21 protein-coding genes and 2 pseudogenes are annotated in these 19302 nt (G+C 62.3%); 8 read left to right on the plus strand and 15 right to left on the minus strand.

Annotation, left to right across the window (positions count from 1 at the left end):
- Nucleotides 1-398: 398 nt before the first annotated feature.
- The 3 genes from E3T19_RS04395 to E3T19_RS18870 form a co-directional block, all read right to left on the minus strand.
- Nucleotides 399-1028 carry a hypothetical protein gene (locus tag E3T19_RS04395; protein ID WP_134408197.1) on the minus strand — a complete coding sequence of 210 codons (630 nt, stop codon included), beginning with the start codon at nucleotides 1026-1028 and terminating at the stop codon, nucleotides 399-401.
- 707 nt (nucleotides 1029-1735) lie between these two features.
- Nucleotides 1736-2284, minus strand: coding sequence for a hypothetical protein (locus E3T19_RS04400; protein WP_198418765.1), 549 nt, complete (start codon nucleotides 2282-2284; stop codon nucleotides 1736-1738).
- Nucleotides 2285-2566: 282 nt separating this feature from the next.
- Nucleotides 2567-2713, minus strand: coding sequence for a hypothetical protein (locus E3T19_RS18870; protein WP_166788790.1), 147 nt, complete (start codon nucleotides 2711-2713; stop codon nucleotides 2567-2569).
- A gap of 437 nt (nucleotides 2714-3150) precedes the next feature.
- On the opposite strand from E3T19_RS18870, the gene E3T19_RS04405 reads away from it, so the two are divergent.
- Nucleotides 3151-4287, plus strand: coding sequence for an MFS transporter (locus E3T19_RS04405; protein WP_166788791.1), 1137 nt, complete (start codon nucleotides 3151-3153; stop codon nucleotides 4285-4287).
- A 416-nt stretch (nucleotides 4288-4703) separates the two neighbouring features.
- A complete protein-coding gene (locus E3T19_RS04410; RefSeq protein WP_134408200.1) occupies nucleotides 4704-4988 on the plus strand; it encodes a hypothetical protein in 285 nt (94 codons plus the stop codon).
- A 329-nt stretch (nucleotides 4989-5317) separates the two neighbouring features.
- Here E3T19_RS04410 and E3T19_RS19585 read toward each other — a convergent pair whose 3' ends face one another.
- The 4 genes from E3T19_RS19585 to E3T19_RS04425 all read right to left on the minus strand — a co-directional run bounded on the left by E3T19_RS19585 (nucleotide 5318) and on the right by E3T19_RS04425 (nucleotide 7747).
- Complete coding sequence (locus E3T19_RS19585) at nucleotides 5318-5803, minus strand: HXXEE domain-containing protein (RefSeq protein WP_370294253.1); 486 nt, start codon at nucleotides 5801-5803, stop codon at nucleotides 5318-5320.
- A 95-nt stretch (nucleotides 5804-5898) separates the two neighbouring features.
- On the minus strand, nucleotides 5899-6153 hold the full coding sequence (locus E3T19_RS19590; RefSeq protein WP_370294252.1) for a hypothetical protein: 255 nt from the start codon (nucleotides 6151-6153) through the stop codon (nucleotides 5899-5901).
- A gap of 30 nt (nucleotides 6154-6183) precedes the next feature.
- On the minus strand, nucleotides 6184-6444 hold the full coding sequence (locus tag E3T19_RS04420) for a hypothetical protein (protein ID WP_134408202.1): 261 nt from the start codon (nucleotides 6442-6444) through the stop codon (nucleotides 6184-6186).
- Between the two features lie 367 nt (nucleotides 6445-6811).
- Nucleotides 6812-7747 (minus strand): NADP-dependent oxidoreductase, encoded by a 936-nt coding sequence (locus E3T19_RS04425; protein WP_134408203.1) that lies wholly within the window; start codon nucleotides 7745-7747, stop codon nucleotides 6812-6814.
- Nucleotides 7748-7844: 97 nt separating this feature from the next.
- Between E3T19_RS04425 and E3T19_RS04430 the strand changes: the two genes are divergently transcribed.
- Complete coding sequence (locus E3T19_RS04430) at nucleotides 7845-8363, plus strand: MarR family winged helix-turn-helix transcriptional regulator (RefSeq protein ID WP_134408204.1); 519 nt, start codon at nucleotides 7845-7847, stop codon at nucleotides 8361-8363.
- Nucleotides 8364-9062: 699 nt separating this feature from the next.
- Here E3T19_RS04430 and E3T19_RS04440 read toward each other — a convergent pair.
- Together E3T19_RS04440 and E3T19_RS04445 are read right to left on the minus strand one after the other, a co-directional pair.
- A pseudogene (locus E3T19_RS04440) lies at nucleotides 9063-9661 on the minus strand (recombinase family protein).
- A 238-nt stretch (nucleotides 9662-9899) separates the two neighbouring features.
- Complete coding sequence (locus E3T19_RS04445) at nucleotides 9900-10796, minus strand: SDR family NAD(P)-dependent oxidoreductase (RefSeq protein ID WP_134408206.1); 897 nt, start codon at nucleotides 10794-10796, stop codon at nucleotides 9900-9902.
- 95 nt (nucleotides 10797-10891) lie between these two features.
- Here E3T19_RS04445 and E3T19_RS04450 point away from each other — a divergent pair, with 95 nt between their 5' ends.
- Together E3T19_RS04450 and E3T19_RS04455 are read left to right on the plus strand one after the other, a co-directional pair.
- Nucleotides 10892-11284, plus strand: coding sequence for a VOC family protein (locus E3T19_RS04450; protein WP_134408207.1), 393 nt, complete (start codon nucleotides 10892-10894; stop codon nucleotides 11282-11284).
- 67 nt (nucleotides 11285-11351) lie between these two features.
- Nucleotides 11352-11882, plus strand: a complete 531-nt coding sequence (locus E3T19_RS04455; RefSeq protein WP_198418766.1) for a TetR/AcrR family transcriptional regulator — start codon at nucleotides 11352-11354, stop codon at nucleotides 11880-11882.
- A 120-nt stretch (nucleotides 11883-12002) separates the two neighbouring features.
- Here the strand turns inward: E3T19_RS04455 and E3T19_RS04460 are convergent.
- From E3T19_RS04460 to E3T19_RS04475, 4 genes and pseudogenes are all read right to left on the minus strand, one after another.
- Nucleotides 12003-12368 (minus strand): annotated as a pseudogene (locus E3T19_RS04460) (recombinase family protein); the annotation flags it as partial.
- Nucleotides 12369-12443: 75 nt separating this feature from the next.
- Nucleotides 12444-12989, minus strand: coding sequence for a recombinase family protein (locus E3T19_RS04465; protein WP_134408210.1), 546 nt, complete (start codon nucleotides 12987-12989; stop codon nucleotides 12444-12446).
- 390 nt (nucleotides 12990-13379) lie between these two features.
- Nucleotides 13380-14294 (minus strand): magnesium and cobalt transport protein CorA, encoded by a 915-nt coding sequence (locus tag E3T19_RS04470; protein ID WP_241980010.1) that lies wholly within the window; start codon nucleotides 14292-14294, stop codon nucleotides 13380-13382.
- Nucleotides 14295-14494: 200 nt separating this feature from the next.
- Entirely contained in the window at nucleotides 14495-15166 is a 672-nt protein-coding gene (locus tag E3T19_RS04475; RefSeq protein WP_134408212.1) for a TetR family transcriptional regulator, read from the minus strand.
- 122 nt (nucleotides 15167-15288) lie between these two features.
- Between E3T19_RS04475 and E3T19_RS04480 the strand changes: the two genes are divergently transcribed.
- Nucleotides 15289-17028 carry a CocE/NonD family hydrolase gene (locus tag E3T19_RS04480; RefSeq protein ID WP_134408213.1) on the plus strand — a complete coding sequence of 580 codons (1740 nt, stop codon included), beginning with the start codon at nucleotides 15289-15291 and terminating at the stop codon, nucleotides 17026-17028.
- A 281-nt stretch (nucleotides 17029-17309) separates the two neighbouring features.
- Here E3T19_RS04480 and E3T19_RS04485 read toward each other — a convergent pair whose 3' ends face one another.
- Nucleotides 17310-17783 carry a MarR family winged helix-turn-helix transcriptional regulator gene (locus E3T19_RS04485; protein WP_134408214.1) on the minus strand — a complete coding sequence of 158 codons (474 nt, stop codon included), beginning with the start codon at nucleotides 17781-17783 and terminating at the stop codon, nucleotides 17310-17312.
- A 62-nt stretch (nucleotides 17784-17845) separates the two neighbouring features.
- Between E3T19_RS04485 and E3T19_RS04490 the strand changes: the two genes are divergently transcribed.
- Nucleotides 17846-18160 carry a DUF2316 family protein gene (locus tag E3T19_RS04490; RefSeq protein WP_134408215.1) on the plus strand — a complete coding sequence of 105 codons (315 nt, stop codon included), beginning with the start codon at nucleotides 17846-17848 and terminating at the stop codon, nucleotides 18158-18160.
- Nucleotides 18157-19071, plus strand: coding sequence for an aldo/keto reductase (locus E3T19_RS04495; RefSeq protein ID WP_134408216.1), 915 nt, complete (start codon nucleotides 18157-18159; stop codon nucleotides 19069-19071). Before E3T19_RS04490 ends, E3T19_RS04495 begins: the two co-directional genes overlap by 4 nt.
- A gap of 19 nt (nucleotides 19072-19090) precedes the next feature.
- On the opposite strand, the gene E3T19_RS19265 is transcribed toward E3T19_RS04495, so the two are convergent.
- Nucleotides 19091-19302, minus strand: a 212-nt coding sequence (locus E3T19_RS19265; protein WP_206750440.1) for a hypothetical protein, incomplete at its 5' end; no start/stop codon positions are given.

The following is a 19302-nucleotide window of genomic DNA, read 5'->3' on the forward strand; positions in this document are numbered from 1 at the left end:
GTGTTGTGCGCTGCCCGCGGAGACGTGATCAATCACAGCGGAGAGCTGCTCGAGCCGGCGTGGATCAGATCGTCGGACGACCTCAGAAGTCACCCACCCGATCACCCCAACCAACGCCACGAACATGGCGGTACCTGTACCGAAATCCAAAATTTCCCCGCCTGCTTACTTATGCATTTCTTCGGGGTGAGAACCTCGATTGGGGATTACGGCAGTCGCGCCAAGAAGATCGGGATGGATGTACACCGCGTTCCTTGGGCGCCACCCATTTGGCAGAGCGGTCGGGGAGCGCTCGGTAGGCGATCCCCTATCGGACGCATAAATGCCCTTCGGTGGAAGCAGGTGGATCTACTCGGCGCGTATTCCGAGCACGCTGTATGTGCGAGTCAATCCCACGTTTAGTCTGCGTCTAACGCCGCGTCGAAATCCTCGACCTTACGAGTCTGCTCAGCGATGTAACGCTGCATGTCGTCGGCAGCGTCGAGGAATTGAGCGGCCTGAGCGGCATCGGGAAGCACCCGGCCGTGAACGACAGCGTTGCGTAGGTACCGCAGCTCGCTGATCACGTTAAAGGCCTTTAGGGAGATCATGCCTTCGCTGGTCAGTTGGTTAAGAATCTGAGCCGTACTCTGAACCGACCCGTCCAGGTTGTCTCTTGTAGGTGGCCACATCTTATGTGGACGCACCGCTTCATATAAGTCGACAAGTTGCGTTCCCAGCATCTCGTACGCAAGGATCATGGCCGCGACAGGCTCGATAGTTGACGAACGGGGTGGAAGGGTCGCCTCGGGAATCTCCTCTTCCACGACGACCTGCACTGCAGATTCCTCGACCTCGCCCACGCGCTCGGCAAAGTCGAAATCAAGTCCTGCGCCGGCCCGCTTCGCCTTCCGGAGCCGTCCGATAAGTGCTGCGAATTCCGCGCGGAACCTCCCTAAAAGCACAAGCGCGATCACCACAACAGCTACCGGCCATCCAAGCGTAGCCAACGATGCGAACAACGATGCCGCCAGTTCTTTCCACCCCATTGGCCCAGTGTGGCAGGTCCAAATACAGCGAAAAGCCAGTTAGGGGGCCTTCTAGCTAAGTTCGCCCGGAAAGCCTCGCGACGAGTGCCGGATTGGCGATCGTCTATCGGACGGATAGGGCGACTTGCAGGTCTGTGCAGGCGTTGCTCACGCGATGGCGTGCTTTTGTGCAAGTGGCCCAGTTGGGGTGGAGCTGAGCCATTCGCTCGCATGCGGTCACTGACTCTGTGCAGGCTTCCACGCAGGCGTCGAGGATTGAAATCGCTGCTGCGTGGTTAGTACTTGTCGTCCATGACAGCACTCTGACTGTCACAATTCCGATCTCAACGGCTAAGAAGCACTCTGTGATTTCTCCATCACCGGGCAACGACAGAAATTCCTCTGCGCATAGCTCGCCCGCACGGACCAGTTCGTTGCATGCTCCTTCACAGATACGTATCCGCTCTTGAATCAGAGCGTCAGTCGAGTCGCGGCGGAGCATGAGGATTACGCTAGCGCCGCTGTGCGCTGATATCTCCCCCCCCCCCCTGACCGTTAATGCGAACGTCCGATACGGGACGCCGGCTGCGGGGGAAAGCTCGCTAGTCGACCCCTTACCGGACACCGGCTGTCATGCAGTGCCCCGGGATCGCCACCGTCAAGCGCTGCGGTCCACGGCGGCAGGCTTCGAGGAGACGTATCGGCACTGGAACGCGCCCGCCGGTCAACTAGGTAGGCCGCCACTCCCCAGCTGCTGCACGGTGTCGCAGGGCGTAGGAGACGGTCACAGCTGCGAGGAGGGGGCCCCACGCGACCAGCGGGAGGTAGAGGATGCCAACCACGGTCGCCCCAGCCGCCGTCATGTCGGAGTGCGGGATGGTCCACCACAGGAGCAGTGGAGTCCACAATGCCATCAGCACGACCGTGCCGATCAACGCTGCGGCGACGACCGGTTTCGTCGGGACAGGGCGACCGCCGAGGCGGGGCAACCATCGAGGCACCGTCTCTCCCCACGGCTGGACGAGGCCGAGGGTGAGCAGGGCGGCCAACTCGGTGAGCACGCTGAGTCCCAGGAGATAGATCCAGCCCCAACCGGCGACGTCGAGATCGACCAGTCCTCGCTCGGTGAATCCGCCGGAGAACCCGAGGACGAGCGAGACCCGCCATAGCGCAGAGGGAAGCGGGGTCAATGCCGCGATGTGCGCGGCGACACGCGCCCACCGGGGAGGGGCGGCCGGCGACAACCGTGCGGGCGGGGCGTGCGTAGCGGTGCTCACATCCTGAACCATAGCGGCGCACCCCGCTGCTCGGCGTCCTACCCCAGTACCTGTGACTTTTGGCGCTTTGTGGCGGTGTTTTGTGATCGCTATTTGGCGCATCGACCTGGTTCTCCGCGTGGGCTCAGAGCGGATAGTCAGCGTCTTGTATCCTATGGGATACGAGCCACGTATGTTGCGAGCCGCCTGCGCAACGGATCGTCGGCCAGGTCGTGCGAATAAGTTAGGTCAACCATGGACTGCTCGACGGTCAGTCACGAGTGGAGCTAGTCGGCATGACCGTCAAATCTTGATGCGAACAATTCCCCGGTAAGTGCCCTTGTCGTCGTCGCCGGGCAGAGGGGCCGGCGCGGGCAAGATCGTCTGGCGGTCCATCTCCACCTGTGCTTCATAATGTGTCGGATTGAATGCCTCATCGGCGATTGTCATTGACCCGCCTCGACGCTTCTGATTCCAGGAGAAGTCGACCCACCCCTTGCGCTGCCCGACAACGGCCAGGACCGTGATCACGGTGGAGATACCTGCAACAAATATCAAGTTCACCCTTCAAATCAAGTTTGAGTGTGTTCCGTGGTCCATGTGCGATCGGAATACGCGCACCTACGTGACAATCGGCGCTGCCAACAAGCCGCCATTTAGCGCCGTGATTCACACGACAAGGCGATCTCCTGTGCCTCATATCCCATGGGTTTTGGCACACGTCGGATATGAGACACGTCGCCTGCCGACGCGGAGGCCCCCTTCGGGGGGGATGGGATAGGTAACCTGTCGTCCCTATGCTTGCGCTCATCGTTAGCGAGCTTCAAACGGGGAACATGTCCAGGGTTTATCGAGCGGCTAGCCTGACTACAGGGCCAGTTGCCCTAATGGCATTCATCGTTCCACTCTGGGCGGGCGAGGCTGTTGGTGCTGACCCGAGCCAGATTGGGGCGCTGCTGGCCACTGAGCTTGTGATCGCTTTCATCGCCAGGCCTTTTCCTGGCCGTATCGCTGACTCCATCAATAAGGGGCTTGTCGCCGTCTTGGGGAGCCTTGTGATCGCCTTAGCTTTCGGCGTCTACGCTCTTTCCGATGTGCAAGTGAGTCTCCCACTCGCGTTCACGGCGGCAGCCATTACGGGTATTGGGTCCTCCTTTGCCCTGGTCGCTTTGCGAGCCATGGTCGGCGAGGAGTCCGGACGATCAAGCGGAGCCTTCGCCAAATTACTCTCGGCTGAAGAAACTGGGACTTGGGCTTCATTTGTTGTGGGCTCAGTTTTCCTTGGTTTCGTTGAGAACTACGCGCTGCTATTCGTTGCGTCGGCGGCTGTAAGCGTCATTGCCGCAGCGTTTCTCGTCGTCGCCCGTCCCCGCAGCGACTTTGTTGAGATATCGACTAAACCGGAGGTCAACCAAGCTCCGTCCGCTAACCTCACGTCCCGTTTAAGACCTTTGATGGTAGCCGTGGCGATAACCAGCGTTGCTGAGGCTGCGCTAGGCATTCTGCTGCTCCTCCATCTTCAACGTGCATTCAACCTGAGCATTGTCGGCATCGCACTCGTCTTTTTGCCAGGGTCGACTGCAGCGGCGGTTCTACCCACATATCTCCATCGTTTCGTGATTCATTTCGGACGCCGCCGGGCGGTCGTCGCTGCGTCACTCCTGAGCGCGGTCTTCGCCGCCGGTCTCGCTTTCGCTGAGTCGCCTCTGGTCGTCGCAGCTTTGTGGATTGCCACTGGTGTCGCTTGGGCGACCTTGTTCCCCATTGAACAGGCGATAGTTTCAGAGATTTCTGACGGGCGCGTTGCGCGATCGATGGGACTTTATAGTGCAGCCGGACTCTTCGGGAGCGCGCTTGGGTCCCTATTGGGCGGGATCGCGTACGACGCCTTCGAGTGGCAAGTTGCCTGCGCCGCGGGAGCGGCTTTGATCGCGCTCGGTGCCGTCATAACGCCCGTTGCAATCAACCGCGCTGACATAGCCGATCATCCTCGAGCCATCAGCACGCGAGCGACTGCCGCTTAGGTGCGGCCGCACTGTCACTAGTTTGTTGCAACAACGGCAGTAGGGAGTGGGTGTCCCGAGGAGTCATCGACAAAGCCCGAGTGCTTCGAATCTGTCTCGTATCCCTACGGATGCGAGACAGGTCCAGATATAAGACAAGTCACCCGACGGGCGGACAGGCTTCGTCGTGACGCAGGCCGCGACCACTCCTTGCATCCCGGAAGACAAGGTCTTCTGTACAGAGCGGAACCCAGGTAGGAGGATCGGTTGGCGCGCGTTTCGGCTCGCGGTTGAACTGACTGACGACAGGTCGATCGAAGCCGTGATCCGCCATGCCGTCAAGCCCAACCGGTCGACCTGGAGCTCTCCTGCCGCTGGCCGTCGGTGCCTATGCTGAGAGCAGTGCGAACTCGCGAAACCTAAGCAGGAGCCGAAGTGTGACATCACCCGAAACGGCACGCAATAATTCCCCCCGTGACATCGCGTTGAGCTTTTTCGGCGTAATGAGCCTGATCTTTCTGGGGCTGCTCCTTTTCGTATCCCAGTCAGACGGCACCATGGTGATGTTCACCGGAAGCGCTGCACTCTTCTGCGCAGCGCTGTCCGTTTCGACCCTCAGCGGAAAGTACATGTCAAAACGAGTACGCGTTCTGCTCGCAGTAGCCATCGCACTATTGGCGGTCGTGCCAGGGTACTTCTTGGTGGCCACGCTCCTCGCTTAGCCCCTAACCAGTTCATCGCTACTGGCCGGAAGTGTTTTCGGAGGCGTTCCTGCTTCAGCGCCGCTGCGAGCAGGATTTTGGCGGGCTGCAACGCTTGGGCGGGTGCACTTAGCCGAAGAGCGAAAGCCGTAGTCAGCGGCGGCTCGCGGGTGGGTTTGGGCTAAGACTAAACCGTCTCGAAACCCCACGGATACGAGGCAGTACCAGATGCGAGGCAAGTCACCAGCCGCTCGCCGCGTGAATAGGCGATCTCCTATGTCTGGTATCCCTTGGGTTGCGAGGCGCTCAGGTTACGAGACAAACGCTGTTGGGTGGTGGTCCCGTGACAGTCACGATGAAGTTCGGGACCCGGGGCATGCAAGTCTGGCGACGAAATGAGATGCAAGAGCTGCGCTCAACATCAGGGCAGCTCCTCGCGCGGTGTCGCCCGCGGTGAGAGGCGTGGCACTGCGCCTGAGGGAGGCGCGGGAGATCCGGGCCCCGGGCAGCATTACGAATGGTGCGGTAACCAGTCCGGCGGTGTATCGCTTGAGAACAACGGAGGCCAGGACGTGGGTGGCCACATGCGCTTCTAAGCCCGCTGTGACAGCGCGATACAGTCGTGACTTGCCGTTGGTCTGTATACCCCGAGCGCACGCCCCTCCGACGAGCAAGCCCATTAGAGCAATGGCGATCACGGACTGGGCCGGAGTTACCAGAATGCGGGAGGATCCCAACCGCGCGGCGATGATCCTTGATGTAGCCGGGAACGTGAACGCTTCCTCCGCATCGTGTATCAGCCACGCAATGAAGAGCGATGCTGCGGAGGTTCGCATGCCAACGGGTGTTCTCTTCACGGGGGAATCGTACTGCGTAACAGGAGCAACCCGAGGACGAACGATTCTGGCTGTCCGAGCCAATCAGCGACGATTCAGACGGTTTCTGGTGTGGCATATCCCATGAGATAGGAGGCGCTTCGGTTACGAGCGATCAGGCGCGCCTGTGGCGCGCATTCTTGGTGGTGCGTAGATGCTTCCGCGTCGGGTGCCTTGCCGAGGTGGCTGGGTCGGCGAACGCCGCCCGCTGAGGCGAAGAGTGCGCCGGGCGCGTTTGCGGTCATCGCGAAGCCCAGGGTGTCGACGTAGAGGGTGGTCGCAGTTGCGACGTCGCCGACCTGGAGGTGCACGTGACCAACGCGTCGAGCGAGGTCTTCCGCCTATTCTGCGGATGGCTCGACGAGGTTTTCACGAATGAAATTGTTGGGGTCGAGCGGATCGGTCGTGACGACGACCTGGCCACCTGCGTAGCGCCAGGAGGAGCGCGGGCGGTCGACATAGAGCTCGACGCCGTTCCCCTCCGGATCGGTGAAGTAGAACGCCTCACTGACATGGTGGTCCGCCGCGCCCGCGAACTGGGTGATCGGGTGTTGCGCGGCGGCGAGTACCGTCCAGGCAAGGCCAGCCTTGGTCTCGAACACGAAAGCCGTGTGAAAGAGGCCCCAGTATTGCGCTGAGCTCTAGGCAGGTCGGGTTCCTCAATGAGCTTGACAAGCGGAACGTCACCGCGTTCAAGCACGCGGTGCAGTCGCCCGGCAGCGACCCGTTCCCCAAGAGGTTCCATGGCAAACGCGCGGCTGTAGTAGCCGCTCGTCCGTTCCATGTCGCCGACAAGCAGCGTGGGCGCTGCCATCGCCGTACTCGCCGGCAACAGACGGTCGGCGGTGGACTCTTCTTCCGGCACGGATGCTCTCGATCGTGTGTGGTTCGGTGATTCTGAGTACGACGACAAGGCGGCCGAGGTCGACGTACGTCAGGTACGCCGACCTCTCTGCCTGCTATCTGATGTCAGCCGACGGTGATGACGGTCTTGCCGGCGAGGCTGCCGGAGCTGGCGGCCTCGTGTACCGCGGGCAGCTCGTGAAGAGCCCGCCGGTCTGTGATGTTCAGCGTGATGCTTCCGGCGTCGAGGCGGGCCACCATATCGGCCAGGTGTTCACCGTTGGGCGTCACCCACACGTTCGCCGAGCGGGTGCCTCGGGCCTCATCGACCGGGACGGCACCGGCGGAGCTGACCGCAATACCGCCATCGGCCACATACGCAGAGAGCTTCTCGAGGTCCTCCGGGGCGAGCCGGACGTGGTTGATGACCACGTCGAAGACGCCGCCGACGGCCGCAGGGCCGGCGTCGAGGTCGAGGAACCCGACCGCGTGCGTGGCGCCAAGCGCGTGAAGCCGGTCGGCATGACGCGGCGAGTCGGCCGCCGTCACGGTCGCGCCGGCGTCGGCCGCGAGCTGGACGACGAGGCTGCCGACGGCGCCGCCCGCACCGTTTACGAGCACCGTCTGCCCTGAGTGCACGTCGGCCAGCTCCACCGCGGCCTGCCGCGCTGCTAGGCCCGTGAGCGGCAGCGCGGCGGCGTCCGTCAGGTCGACGCTCTGCGGTGCACGCGCAACGAAAATGGCGGCGATGACTGCGTACTCTGCGGCGCCACCGTGCTGATCGAGCGGGAACATACCGACGACCTCGTCGCCGACCGCAATCGTCGTCACGCCCTCACCAACAGCGACAACCGTGCCGGCGACGTCGAGCCCCGGCGTAATCGGCAAGTCGGTTGGGATGGCTTCCGCGAGGATACCGAGGCGGATGTGCTCGTCGACCGGATTAAACGACGTTGCGGCGACCTGGATCAGCACCTCGCCGGCGGCGGGGGTTGGCTGGTCGACTTCTTCCGACCGTAGGACGTCGGTATCGCCGAACTGGTGGTATCGGATGGCCTTCACGGAAACTCCTTCAAGTAGTTGGGACTTGCCTCGTCAAGTCACGATAGCCGCATGCACTTGCCTTGGCAAGCGCCGATTTGCCGGGTACGCTCGCTCTATGACACAAAATCCCAGGTGGCTGACCGACGATCAGCAGCAGCTGTGGCAAGACTTGCTCACCGTCGTGATCGCCCTTCCGACACTTCTGGATCGACAACTGACGCGCGATTCGGGTCTCTCGAACTTCGAGTACAGCGTGCTGGCGCGGCTGTCGATGAGTGACGAGCGCACCATCCGGTTGAGCGAACTCGCCGCCGCCTGCAACTGCACGTTGCCGAGACTGTCGAAGGTGATGGCGAGGTTTGAGCAGCATGCATGGGTGACCCGGCGACCCGATCCTGAGAACGGACGATTCACGCTCGGGACACTCACCGACCTCGGAATGGAGAAGGTGGTCGACAGTGCACCCGGCCATGTCGAGCGAGTTCGGCAGCTCGTGTTCGATCCGCTCACGCGGGCGCAGCAGCTGGCTCTCCGCACCCCGCTCGCCGTCGCAGCACAGGAAATTCGCTCGCTCCTCAGCGACGACGAAGCGGTCCAGACAGAATCGTCGAAGTCGTCAGCTCGCTCGCGGTAGCGTGACGGAACGCCTTTGCTCGCTGTAGTTGCGTAGGCGGAAGTTCCTTAAGGTGGGCGACCTAGTCGGTGATCGAGCAAATCGGACATGAACTCCCGCTCTGATTCAACTAGTCACGGCTGCAAGAAATCGGCCAGCGCTGGGGTGTCTCGGTGTCGCTAGACTTCCGATCCAAAGAGCTCGTGCCCGCCCCCACACAAGATATCCCTGTTCCCGGACTTGTCTACCGAAACCTCGTCGGGACCGATGATCTGACCGTGGTCGTCACGTCGAGAAGGGGTGAAACCGCCGGGCCCGTCAGGGCGCTCCTGGACACGGCTCTCCAGGCCGCGCGGACCGCTGCGAGACGACGCCGCCTGCGCTGAGGTGTCGATCGCGGAGCCGCAGCATGCCCGTGATGGGCCGCAAGCTGACGGATTGACTGAGCCTGCCGCCGATCAGGCGAAAGAAAGTTACCGCTCGTGCTTCCGCTCGCGCGATTGAGCCTCAACGCTTGGGGCAATCTCGGGGACCTGGTCGGCGGCAAGAAGAAAAATACCCAAGGTACGTTGCGCCCTCGGGAGTGGTAAGTAGAGTTGGCTCCAGCGCTGCAGCGTACGATCGGAGAGCCCGGCCTCTGGGGCGAGGACGGCGAGCGGGATCTGGTCTTCGACATGCAGTCGAAGAACACGCCACCGTTCCGCCGCGTCCATGAGGCACCTACACGGTGGTGCTCTCGCGGGCCGTGAGGGCCTGCTGGTGGCGGTAAAGAGTGGCGCGACTCCATCCGACAAGTTTCGCCGCGTCCTCGGCGGTCCGACCTTTTGCACTGGCCTTGTCAACGAGCTTGAGCTTGCCTGCGACGACGACGGGATCTGACAGGTGCCTACCGAACTTGGCGCCGCCTTCCCGGGCTGCCGTGATCCCGGCATTCACCCGTTCTGTGATCAGCTCGCGTTCGTACTCGGCCAAGGTGGCGAGCATGTTTAGCATCATCCGGCTCGACGTCGTCGACGGATCGATCCCTTCCAAGATGCTTTTCACCTGCATGCCCCCCGCTCCCGAAGCAGCTTCCCCGTGTGGAGCACTTCGATCAGCGACCGGCCGAGGCGATCAACCCTCCAGACGACGACGGTGTCGCTGGGCTTGGCGTACTCGAGCAACAACTTCATCCCCGGGCGCGAGATCGCGGTCCGGCCGCCCGAGGTGACCTTCGCGAAAAAGTCCCGCTCCTGCACGCCCGATTTGACCAGAGCATCGACCTGCAACTTCGCGTCCTGGCTTCTGGTGCTGACCCGTGTATGCCCAAGATGTCTCACCCTCCCATTTTCGCCTCAGAAACTTCTAGAAGCGGCGGAGTAAAGACACTTTGCCGTCGCCCGCTGAATCCGATGACTCACCGGGCGCTAGATCAGAATCGATCGTCATTGAGCAGCTGCGTCGGCCGCGGCGGTACCCCGGAATTCCGGGGCCCCGATGTGCTCAAAGCTGCGGCTAGCGCTGGTCAATGGCGGCGTTTTGTTGCTGATAGACGGCGGGTGCGAGGCGGCGTCGCCGCTAAACGTTGCCGATGGGAGCATCGAAGGGTTCACTGGTGAGTTCGGTGGAGAGCGACCAAAGCCTCCTTGCGAGGTCTTCGTCTATGGCCACTTTATCAAGTGGTGCAGTAACTGGCTTGCCGCGGAGATTGAATAGGCCCCCAGGGCCGATGAGGGTTCCGTTTGGGATATCGGAGATTGCGGCGGCGAGCAGGGATCGTGCGCCTCCCTTTGCGTCCTGAGCGATCAGGGGGCCCATCACTTTGTCCATGAGTCGAAAGCCCGCGCTGTCGACATGGGAGGCGAGCCCTGTGCGAGCGTACCCAGGATGCGCCGACACAGACCGAACCGGCGATTCGGCTCGGGCGAGGCGCCGGGCAAGCTCGCCAGCAAACAGAAGATCGGCGAGCTTTGATTGCGCATAGGCTTTACCGGGTTTGTAGGGTCGGCGAAGGTAGTTGGGGTCATCGAAGTCGATCGACCCTGACTTGTAGTAGTCCGATGTGACGGTGACCACTCGGTCGGTGATGGAGGGCAGAAGGCGCGCCGTGAGAGCGAAGTGTCCGAGGTGGTTCACCCCGAATTGCGTCTCGAAGCCGTCTTCGGTGCGCCCGAGTGGCGGCATCATCACACCGGCGTTGTTGATCAGGACGTCGATCGGTCCGACCCAGATGTCCGCGAAACGTTCGATGGACGACAAGCTGCCAAGCTCCAGGGCGGCTACGTCAACATGTCCATCCATCCGCGCAGCCGCCGCCCGGCCCCGTTTCAGATCTCGAACGGCAAGAGTAACCTGCGCTCCGGCGCGCGCGAGGACTGCGGCGACGACCTCGCCGAGGCCCGAACTTCCGCCCGTGATGACGACGCGCTTGCCAGCAAGTCGCGACGCATCTTCGCTCAATTGAATAGCTGACATTGCCTTCTCCTTTGCCGATTGCGCCTAAGTAGTTTGTTGCCACCTAAACACTACAACGCTACGATACAGTATCGTAGCTTTAGAAGGAGGCAAAGATGAAAATTCGATCTATTCGCATCGTTACGGCCGACGTGGCGGCATCCGCCAATCTGTTCGCGCAGCTCCTCGGGCAGCAGGCAACCGGGTATCCGGACTACATGGAGGTGCCCGCCGGGGGGATAGCCCTGGCGTTCTGCACTCCGGCCGCTCTAGCAACAGCGACGCCGGAGTTGTCCGACTGTGCTCCGGGTGCTCAGATTCTCGAGTTCGACGTTGACGATCTCGACCTCATCGAGCACCAGCTCGAGGACTCCGTGGACGTGATTCAGCACCCGACGACGCAGCCCTGGGGTAACCGGTCGATGATTGTCCGTACGGACAATGGCACGCTCGTAAACTTCTTTATGCCCGCACCCGGTGTGGCCCGGACGTGGCCTTCCCAGACCTGATTGGTGAGCCCAGAGCATGAAAGATTCTTCCTGGATCGACCCGCGTGTCCAACGTACGCGAACGGCCGTGCTGTCCCACACCTACGCACTCCTCGTGGAAGAAGGGTTCGGCGGGGCAAGCATCGACGAAATATCGCGGCGGTCGGGGGTTGCAAAGACGACGATCTACCGGCATTGGCCAACCCGCACCGAACTGCTTCTAGACGCATGCGCACAGCTCGGCTGGTCCGTTGACTTTGTCAGCACCGGTGCCTTCGAATCCGACATCCGAGTCCACCTGGTCGAACTCGCACAGCGGCTACAAACGGAGGGCTGGACGCGATTGCTGCCCTCGATCCTCGACGCCGCAGAGCGCGACCCGGACGTGGCGGAGGTTCAAGGGACTTTGCAGCAGGCTTGGGCGGCACCGATCCGGCGAATAGTGGAGGCAGCGGTCGACCGCGGCGAGATCTCCTCCGACGCAGACCCGGACACCATCGCAGCGCTCGCGTTGGGGCCTCTGTACTACCGCCGCTGGTTCTCGCGACAACCCATCGACTCCACCGACCTCGACGTGCTCATCGGGACCCTTTGCATAATCGCGAGGAGGCCGGTGTGAGGTGCCGCAAAAGTACCGTCGTAGCGAATTCGTTCGTCTTCGCTACGAGCTGCCTATCTCGCCGGAAGCGATTGTGACTGCTGGCGCTCTCTGGCGGCGTTTTGTGATCGCTATATGGCGTCAACGTATTGTCAAGGTGTCGTCAGCTGCGACTTGATCGGGCATGGTGCCCATGGCGCACTCTCGTCGGAAGGAGGTTGCTCTGGACATTCCGAGATCGCGCGCGACCTGGGCCGCTGTTTCGCCGCGTTCTATGAGGTAGTGGGCGTTTCGGATTTGGCGGTCGGTGATGATACGGGTGCGGCCGCCCAGATTCTTGCCGGCGTCGCGGCGCTTGGCGACCGAGTCGATTACGCGCTCTCGCTTGATTTCGTGTTCCGTCTGACCGAGTGCGCCCATGATCGTGAACAGCATGGAACCCATGGGCGTCGCCATGTCGACGTCACCGCCGCCCAGGTTCAGCACGCGAAGGCCGGCGCCGCGGCCTGCCGCGTGTATCCGCGACCGGTGCAAACGACCATGAGCGCTCAGCTGTTCACGGTCGTGCACCCAATGCGACGTTCAGACCTCGGCGCGGAGGTAGGCATACACGGTTTCCCGACTGATGCCATAGTGGCGGGCGAGGGCAGTTTTCGGGACGCCAGCCGCGGCCTTCTCGCGCAGCTCGGTAGCGCTCTTGTCGTCCAGCGATGGTGTGCGACCGCGGTACGCGCCTCGCTGCTTTGCCAGATGGATACCTTCGCGTTGACGTTCACGGATCAGAGATCTCTGGAACTCCGCGAACGCTCCCATCACGTTCAGCAAAAGGGTTGCCATCGCGTTGTCGTCGCCGGTGAAGGTGAGCTGCTCCTTGACGAACTCGACCCGCACCTTTTTCGCTGTGAGCCGGCGCACGATCGCGCGAAGGTCATCGAGGTCACGGGCAAGACGGTCCATCGAGTGAACGAGCACAGTGTCACCGTCTCGGGCGAAATCGATCATCCGTTCCAGCTCGGGCCGGTTCACGTCTTTACCTGAGGCCTTGTCCTCGAAGACCTTGTCGACGTCGACGCCGTCGAGCTGACGGGCCGTGCTCTGATCGAGGGTGCTCACGCGCACATAGCCGATTCGCTGACCCGTCTATGCCCACCACCCGATCTGTCAGGTTGAACTCGAAGAGCCGGACAAGCGTGCTGTCAACAAATGCAAATACGATTCCAAGTGGACGGATTTCGCTGCGCAATCTGACGTCAAGCTGACGTGTACCTCCGCTAGGCACACTGCGCGATGACTCCACTGGATTGCGTCAATGAGATCCGAGCTGTGACTTTTGCGCTCTTTGGCGGCGTTCTGTGATCGCAATTCTGCGCATCGAACTGGTTTCTCACACCGCTCTGGAGCAATGTCAGTGTCTTGTACGCCATGGGCTACGGGGCGCTTTGCTGCGCCCTAGTCCTTAACCACCTCGATGGCCAGTTCGTAAATGGGTGTATCTATTGTTGCGGGCCACCTCGTCGACTACATCCACTTGCTGCGTTTGAAAATTACGAAGAGGAGGGTGGCGAAGCCGACCATGAGGGCGATCGCGAAGGGGTATCCGAATGCCCAGTGCAGTTCGGGCATGACGTCGAAGTTCATGCCGTAGATAGCTCCGATGAGGGTGGGGGCGAAGAGGATCGCGGCCCAGCCGGAGATTTTCTTCATGTCTTCATTTTGTCGTTGGGCGACGAGGGTGGCGTTGACGTTGAGGATTTGGGCGAGGGCGTCGCGGAGTTCTGCCGTGTGTGTGCTGGCGCGGGCGAGGTGGTCGCAGACGTCTTGAAGGTAGGTCTGCAGTTCGTCGGGGATCGCGTATTTGCCGAAACCGCCGCGGAGTGCTTGGAGGACTTCTGTCATAGAGGCGACGGTGTGTTGGACGTCGATGATCTCTTGGCTAAGGCGGTAAATGCGTTCGGCGACGGCCGCGTCTCCGCTGAAGACCTGTCGTTCAATTTGTTCCTTGTCGATGGCGAGGCCATGGAGGACAGGTGTATAGCCATCGACGATGGCATCGAGGAGCCTGTATACGACTGCTTCGGGTCCGAGGCTGAGGAGGTGTTCGTCGGCGAGGAGGGTGCGTTCTCGGCGCTCGGGATCGGCGAGGTCTTCCTGGGAGATGGTGGTCCCGTCGCTGCCGTCGATCCATTTCCCGCTCTTGCACAGCAGCGCTACCGCGTGCGGGCGGAGCAGAATATGGAATTCTGCGAAGTCAACTTCCTCCCGGGTGTCGTCGTAGCGCGCGGAGCGGACGACGAGGAAAAGCACGTCACCGTAGCGTTCGAGTTTGGGGCGCTGGTTGCCGGCGAGCAAGTCCTCTCGGAGGAGGGGGTGCAGATCCCAGGCGTCGGCGAGCTCGGCGACGTTCCCGGGGGTCGGGGTGGGGTAAAAGTGCATGGCCATCCGGTCTGCACCGGTACGAGCGAATTCCAGTGCGTCGGAGACCGTCGCGTTAGACGGGGCCGCTGCGGGCAGCCCTCGGGTCACATAGCGGGTCAGGAACGACGCCTCGGCCTGTCCCGGGGCGGGAGGCTTGGCGCTTCGTCGTCTAGCATGTTCCGCCGAACTCCCGATCGACCGACGGCTCCTCAAGAAAGTCATAGCTGCTGCCCTTGTACAGGCTCGCTCATGCGTGGGCCCGTGCTGGGGTGCGCGGCTGCTGCTATGGGGACGAGGATCTGTTGGATTGCTGGTCCGACGACGGCGACGAGCTTTTCGGTGCCGGCTGCGACGAGTGTGGGTACTCCGATGATGCGACGGCCGGTGACGATGCCGACGAGCATCGAGGATGCGAGTCCAGCTCGGAGGACGGCGTCGGGGTCGTGGCGGTCGCGGGTGCCGTCGAGCAGGCGGGACTGGATGAAGTCGCGCAGCTGCCCGCTCGCGGTGTCGTTGACGATCGCGCCACGAAGCATCGCCATCAGCGGCTCCGACTCCTCGGCCACGCCTTCCCATGCACTCAGGTAAGCGCGGACGACGCGTTCGCCGAGGTGCTCGTCCGGACCCTCAAATGCGGTACTGAAACGCTCAAGCGCCGCCGGAGTAATAGCCATCACCGCGGCGAACAATTCATCCTTTGACCGGTAGTACTGCATCACCTGGGATGCATCTACCCCAGCATCCATAGCGACGAGCCGGATCGTGGTGGCGGCGAATCCTTCCCGGGCGAACCGAGCCCGGGCGGCCTCGAGCACCGCTGCCCGGGTGTTCACGCCACCAGGACGCCGCCCGCGCCGCACGGTCAGTGATGGCTGCTTCTGTATCGACATTGTCCCAATATAGCTCTTTCGCCCTCGTTTTCTCAACGCCTGTTGAGTTATAGAGTTTTTGGGCGTACGCTCGCACCGATCCGAGAGTTGGTCCAGGATCATGAGACTAGAGGAGCTCCGCGATGAGCGAAGACCAGAGAATGTACGTCCCTTCCACCCCGCTGCCCCCGGCGCGCACCGGAGTGCTGACCGCGTTCGATCCCGGAACCCGAACCCTCCAAGCGGGCTTCCAGATCGCCCCGCAGTTCAAGCCGCTTCCAGTTGACATCGTGTTCGAGAAAGACGTGCCCGTGCAGATGCGCGACGGCGTCACCATCTACGCCGACGTGTTCCGGCCCGCCGGGTCCGAGAAGGTGCCGGTCATCATGGCGTGGAGCCCGTACGGTAAGGCTCAGGGCTCCTCACTCGCCGTGATGGGCGTGTTCGGCCTAGTGGGTTTGCCCAACTCGATCGTCTCCGGACTGGAGAAGTTCGAAGGCGCCGATCCGGCGTATTGGGTCGCCCAGGGCTATGCGATCTGCAACCCGGACATGCGCGGCATCGTCGACGGCGAGGGCAGCAGCGTTCTTTGGGACCGACAAGACGGCCGCGACTGTTATGACGTGATCGAGTGGCTGGCGGAGCAGGAGTGGTGCACCGGCAAGGTCGGCATGAGCGGCACCTCTTACCTCGCCGTCTCGCAGTGGTTCGCCGCCGCCGAGCAGCCGCCTCACCTGGCGGCGATCAACCCGTGGGAAGGCGTCAGCGACGTTTACCGCGACCTGGTGATGCGCGGCGGCATGCCCGATACAGGCTTTGCCCGCCAGCTTCAAGAAGGCAGCTTCTTCGGCAAGAACGAAAAAGAAGACATCATCGGCGAGGCGGAAAAGTACCCGCTGATGACCGACCTATGGGAGAACAAAATTCCGGCGTTCGACAAGATCACCGTTCCGGCATACGTGGTGGCCAGCTATTCAAATACTCTCCACACCGCTGGCACCTTCCGTGCGTGGCGCCGGATGGCGTCGAATCAGAAGTGGCTGCGCATCCACAACACCCAGGAGTGGCCCGACTACTACGGCGAGCAGCACCAGGACGAGCTGCGCCGCTTCTTCGACCACTTCCTCAAAGACCACGACAACGGCTGGGAGCAAACGCCCCCCGTGCGCTATTCACTGCTCGACCTTGAAGGCGGCGACCAGATCGACATCCCGGCCGACCGCTTCCCACCGGCCGGCTCCGCGGCGACAAAGTTTTTCCTCGACGGCAGCTCGCGCACCCTTACCACCACGGCGCCCGCTGCCGAGATGCCGGTGGGATACAGTGTTGCGGCGAACCCCGACGCCGTGTCTTTCCTCACGCGCTTTGCCGACGAGACGGTGCTGGTGGGCTACCCGAAGGCGCGTCTCTTCGTCGAAGCTCGCGACTGCGACGACATGGACCTCTTCGTGCTCGTGCAGAAGCTCGACGCCTACGGCACACCGCTGGAAGCGTTCACGGTTCCGAATCAAAGCGCAATCGCACACGACCTCACCGACCGCGGTGCGACAATTCTGAAATACAAAGGCGCGGACGGTCGACTGCGGGTCTCTATGCGTCACCTCGACGAGACGCTGTCGACGGATGAAGTACCCGCCCACACCTTCGACCGGGTTGAGAAGCTCGCACCTGGTGAGATCATCGAAATCGAAATCGATCTGTTGCCGGTCGGGCTGGTATTCCACCCGGGGGAGCAGCTGCGCTTCGTAGTCAGCTCTCGTAATCTGCTCGGCACGATGATGCCCGGCATCCGCGAGTACGTCGGCGCGAACAGCGGCCAGCATGTAGTGCACACCGGAGGCGAGCACGCCTCCTACCTACAGCTGCCCCTTCAACCGCGATAGACGATCCAAGCACCGATAGGGAGCGTTCACCAGGCGTTCCCTATCGGGCTCCCCGGACTGAAACGCGTGCCGGTCATTCGCCGACCCCGTGAGGACGTGCGAGTGAGGACCCCCGATGTCGCTCAACCGCCGGCACACGGACTCAACGAGCGCCCCTGGGCAGTGCAGATAGCCGTCACGTTACACTCGCACAAACGACCGCCGTCGACATCGCCAGCACACTTGACCTGGGCGTTGCCCGCGACGAGGCGGCGCTCAACGTCGCGCGCGGCGCAGGCGAACTAAATCGAGTCGGGCGCGGAGATGCGATCAAGGGCCTGCCTGAGGTGCTCGACCTGCACGCTGGTGAATGGCTCGATCAAGTGCCGTCGCACAGCTGCAGCGTGGACCGGCTGCGCCGCGGCGACGATCTCGAGTCCTGCGTCGGTCACCTCGACCTCGACGCCACCGGCGACTCGCCGTCTGATGACCAGACCCCGCTCCTCCATCCGGGTCAAGTGGTGAGACAGGCGGGTCCTGTCCCAGCCGAGCACGACTGCGAGCTGATTCTGGCGCACGCTCGCGTCGACGTCGGTGGCGTGAATCAGGATCGCTATGTCGGGGTCTGAAAGCCCCGTAGCCGCCCGAACGTCCTCGGCGACGCGGGTACGCAGGACTTCGTGCGCCCGCTTCCACGCGAACCACAACGCCCGCTCGGACAGACTTAAAGGTATGGTCGCGTCCGTGCTTGCCGTCAGATCCGAGCGTGTTGACATATCCACACAATAGGCGCATCCTGTTGATAAGACAACACCTGATTGGTGAGAAAGAAGCTCTCATGTCCCTGACCCGTTCTGAACGCGGCGACACGCGCACCGAACTAAACGCCAACCTCGTTCTCTCCGGCCTGACCCCCGATGACATCGGAGGAGCCTTGGGCTGGACGCTGGAACGAACAACGGCCGCCCTCGCCGTGGCCGGGGCAGCGCCGCGGGACGTGTGGTTAGTCCGCGACTACATCGACGCGGCGATCACTGCCGCCGGCAAGACCCCTCACCCGTATTCGTCCCTGACCGAGCAGATGCGCAGCGCAGCTGACTCTTGGTTCGGACTGATCGACGTCGCCGAGGTCATAAACGGAGCTACACGATGATCGGGCCGATCCCATCGACCGTTTCCCGCCCGACCCCCGGGGGCACGTTTCCCCTATCCGGCCGCGCCACCCCTCGGATCGGGTACGGCATGGGGCAAATCACCCGGACGGCCACGGACGCTGCGGGACGAGAGAACGCGCTTGCGGTGCTCCGCCACGCTTTCGATCTGGGAATCACGCACTACGACACCGCACAATTCTACGGAAATGGCCTCGCCAACGAGCTACTGCGAAACACGCTCGGCTCGGTCCGCGATGACGTCGTGATCGCGACGAAAGCAGGCACGAAACCGCTGCCGAATGCCCCGATCCCCCTCGGGGCCGCGCAGACGCCGTTCGAGCTGCGCGAAGCGGTCGAACAAAACCTCCGCACCCTGGACACAGACCGGCTCGACATCGTGAACCTGCGTCGCATGGACTTCACCCCCGGCCTGTTGGCCGAGGGTGACCAGATCGTCCCGTTCGAGGATCAGCTGGCCGAGATGACTGCACTTCGCGACGAAGGGAAGATCGTTGGCATCGGGCTCAGCCACATCACCCTCGACCAGCTCAGGACAGCGCTGCCCGCAGGGATTGACTGTGTGCAGAACATCTACAACTTGGTTAGCAGGGGCGATGAGGACATGCTCGCCCTGTGCGAAAAGCACGGCATCGCGTGGGTGCCGTACTTTCCCCTCGGCGGCGGATACGGGAACCTTCAGAAGGTCATCGACTTGCCTTCGGTCATCGCCACTGCCACTAAGCTCCACGCCACCCCATCCCAAGTGGGTCTCGCCTGGCAGCTCGCCCACTCACCGAACACCATGATCATCGCCGGCACCAGCAGAATTGACCACCTCGATGAAAACGCAAAGGCGGCACGGCTCCAACTCGGGCCCGGCATGATCTCCGCACTCGAATTAGAAACATGACGGCGGGCGTCCGCACGGCCTAAAACATCGGGCATATGCGGGAGATAGGCGCGAGTACCCCGCTCTCCTCGGTGGGCGCGGAGGCGTGCCGCGCGAGCTCGTAGCCGTAGCTTGCGGCCGCGCCGCCGGTTGCCCCGTTACTTTCTTCGTAGCCCTTGATCCTGTAGTTATGTGAGGGTGTTGGCCTGTCAGGCCCGGCATGGTTCTTGCCCCAGTCGTCCATGATCCGGG

The organism is Cryobacterium sp. TMT4-31 (assembly GCF_004403385.1).
Lineage (GTDB): Bacteria > Actinomycetota > Actinomycetes > Actinomycetales > Microbacteriaceae > Cryobacterium > Cryobacterium zongtaii.

Bases quoted from the DNA above. Each gene is read 5' to 3' on its own strand.
- E3T19_RS04490 (WP_134408215.1), top strand. From the start codon at position 17,846: ATGTCCCTGACCCGTTCTGAACGCGGCGACACGCGCACCGAACTAAAC.
- E3T19_RS04470 (WP_241980010.1), bottom strand. From the start codon at position 14,294: ATGCACTTTTACCCCACCCCGACCCCCGGGAACGTCGCCGAGCTCGCC.
- E3T19_RS04445 (WP_134408206.1), bottom strand. From the start codon at position 10,796: ATGTCAGCTATTCAATTGAGCGAAGATGCGTCGCGACTTGCTGGCAAG.
- E3T19_RS19585 (WP_370294253.1), bottom strand. From the start codon at position 5,803: ATGCGAACCTCCGCAGCATCGCTCTTCATTGCGTGGCTGATACACGAT.
- E3T19_RS04495 (WP_134408216.1), top strand. From the start codon at position 18,157: ATGATCGGGCCGATCCCATCGACCGTTTCCCGCCCGACCCCCGGGGGC.
- E3T19_RS04450 (WP_134408207.1), top strand. From the start codon at position 10,892: ATGAAAATTCGATCTATTCGCATCGTTACGGCCGACGTGGCGGCATCC.
- E3T19_RS04485 (WP_134408214.1), bottom strand. From the start codon at position 17,783: ATGTCAACACGCTCGGATCTGACGGCAAGCACGGACGCGACCATACCT.
- E3T19_RS04405 (WP_166788791.1), top strand. From the start codon at position 3,151: ATGGCATTCATCGTTCCACTCTGGGCGGGCGAGGCTGTTGGTGCTGAC.
- E3T19_RS04480 (WP_134408213.1), top strand. From the start codon at position 15,289: ATGAGCGAAGACCAGAGAATGTACGTCCCTTCCACCCCGCTGCCCCCG.
- E3T19_RS04430 (WP_134408204.1), top strand. From the start codon at position 7,845: ATGACACAAAATCCCAGGTGGCTGACCGACGATCAGCAGCAGCTGTGG.
- E3T19_RS04395 (WP_134408197.1), bottom strand. From the start codon at position 1,028: ATGGGGTGGAAAGAACTGGCGGCATCGTTGTTCGCATCGTTGGCTACG.
- E3T19_RS18870 (WP_166788790.1), bottom strand. From the start codon at position 2,713: ATGACAATCGCCGATGAGGCATTCAATCCGACACATTATGAAGCACAG.
- E3T19_RS04475 (WP_134408212.1), bottom strand. From the start codon at position 15,166: ATGTCGATACAGAAGCAGCCATCACTGACCGTGCGGCGCGGGCGGCGT.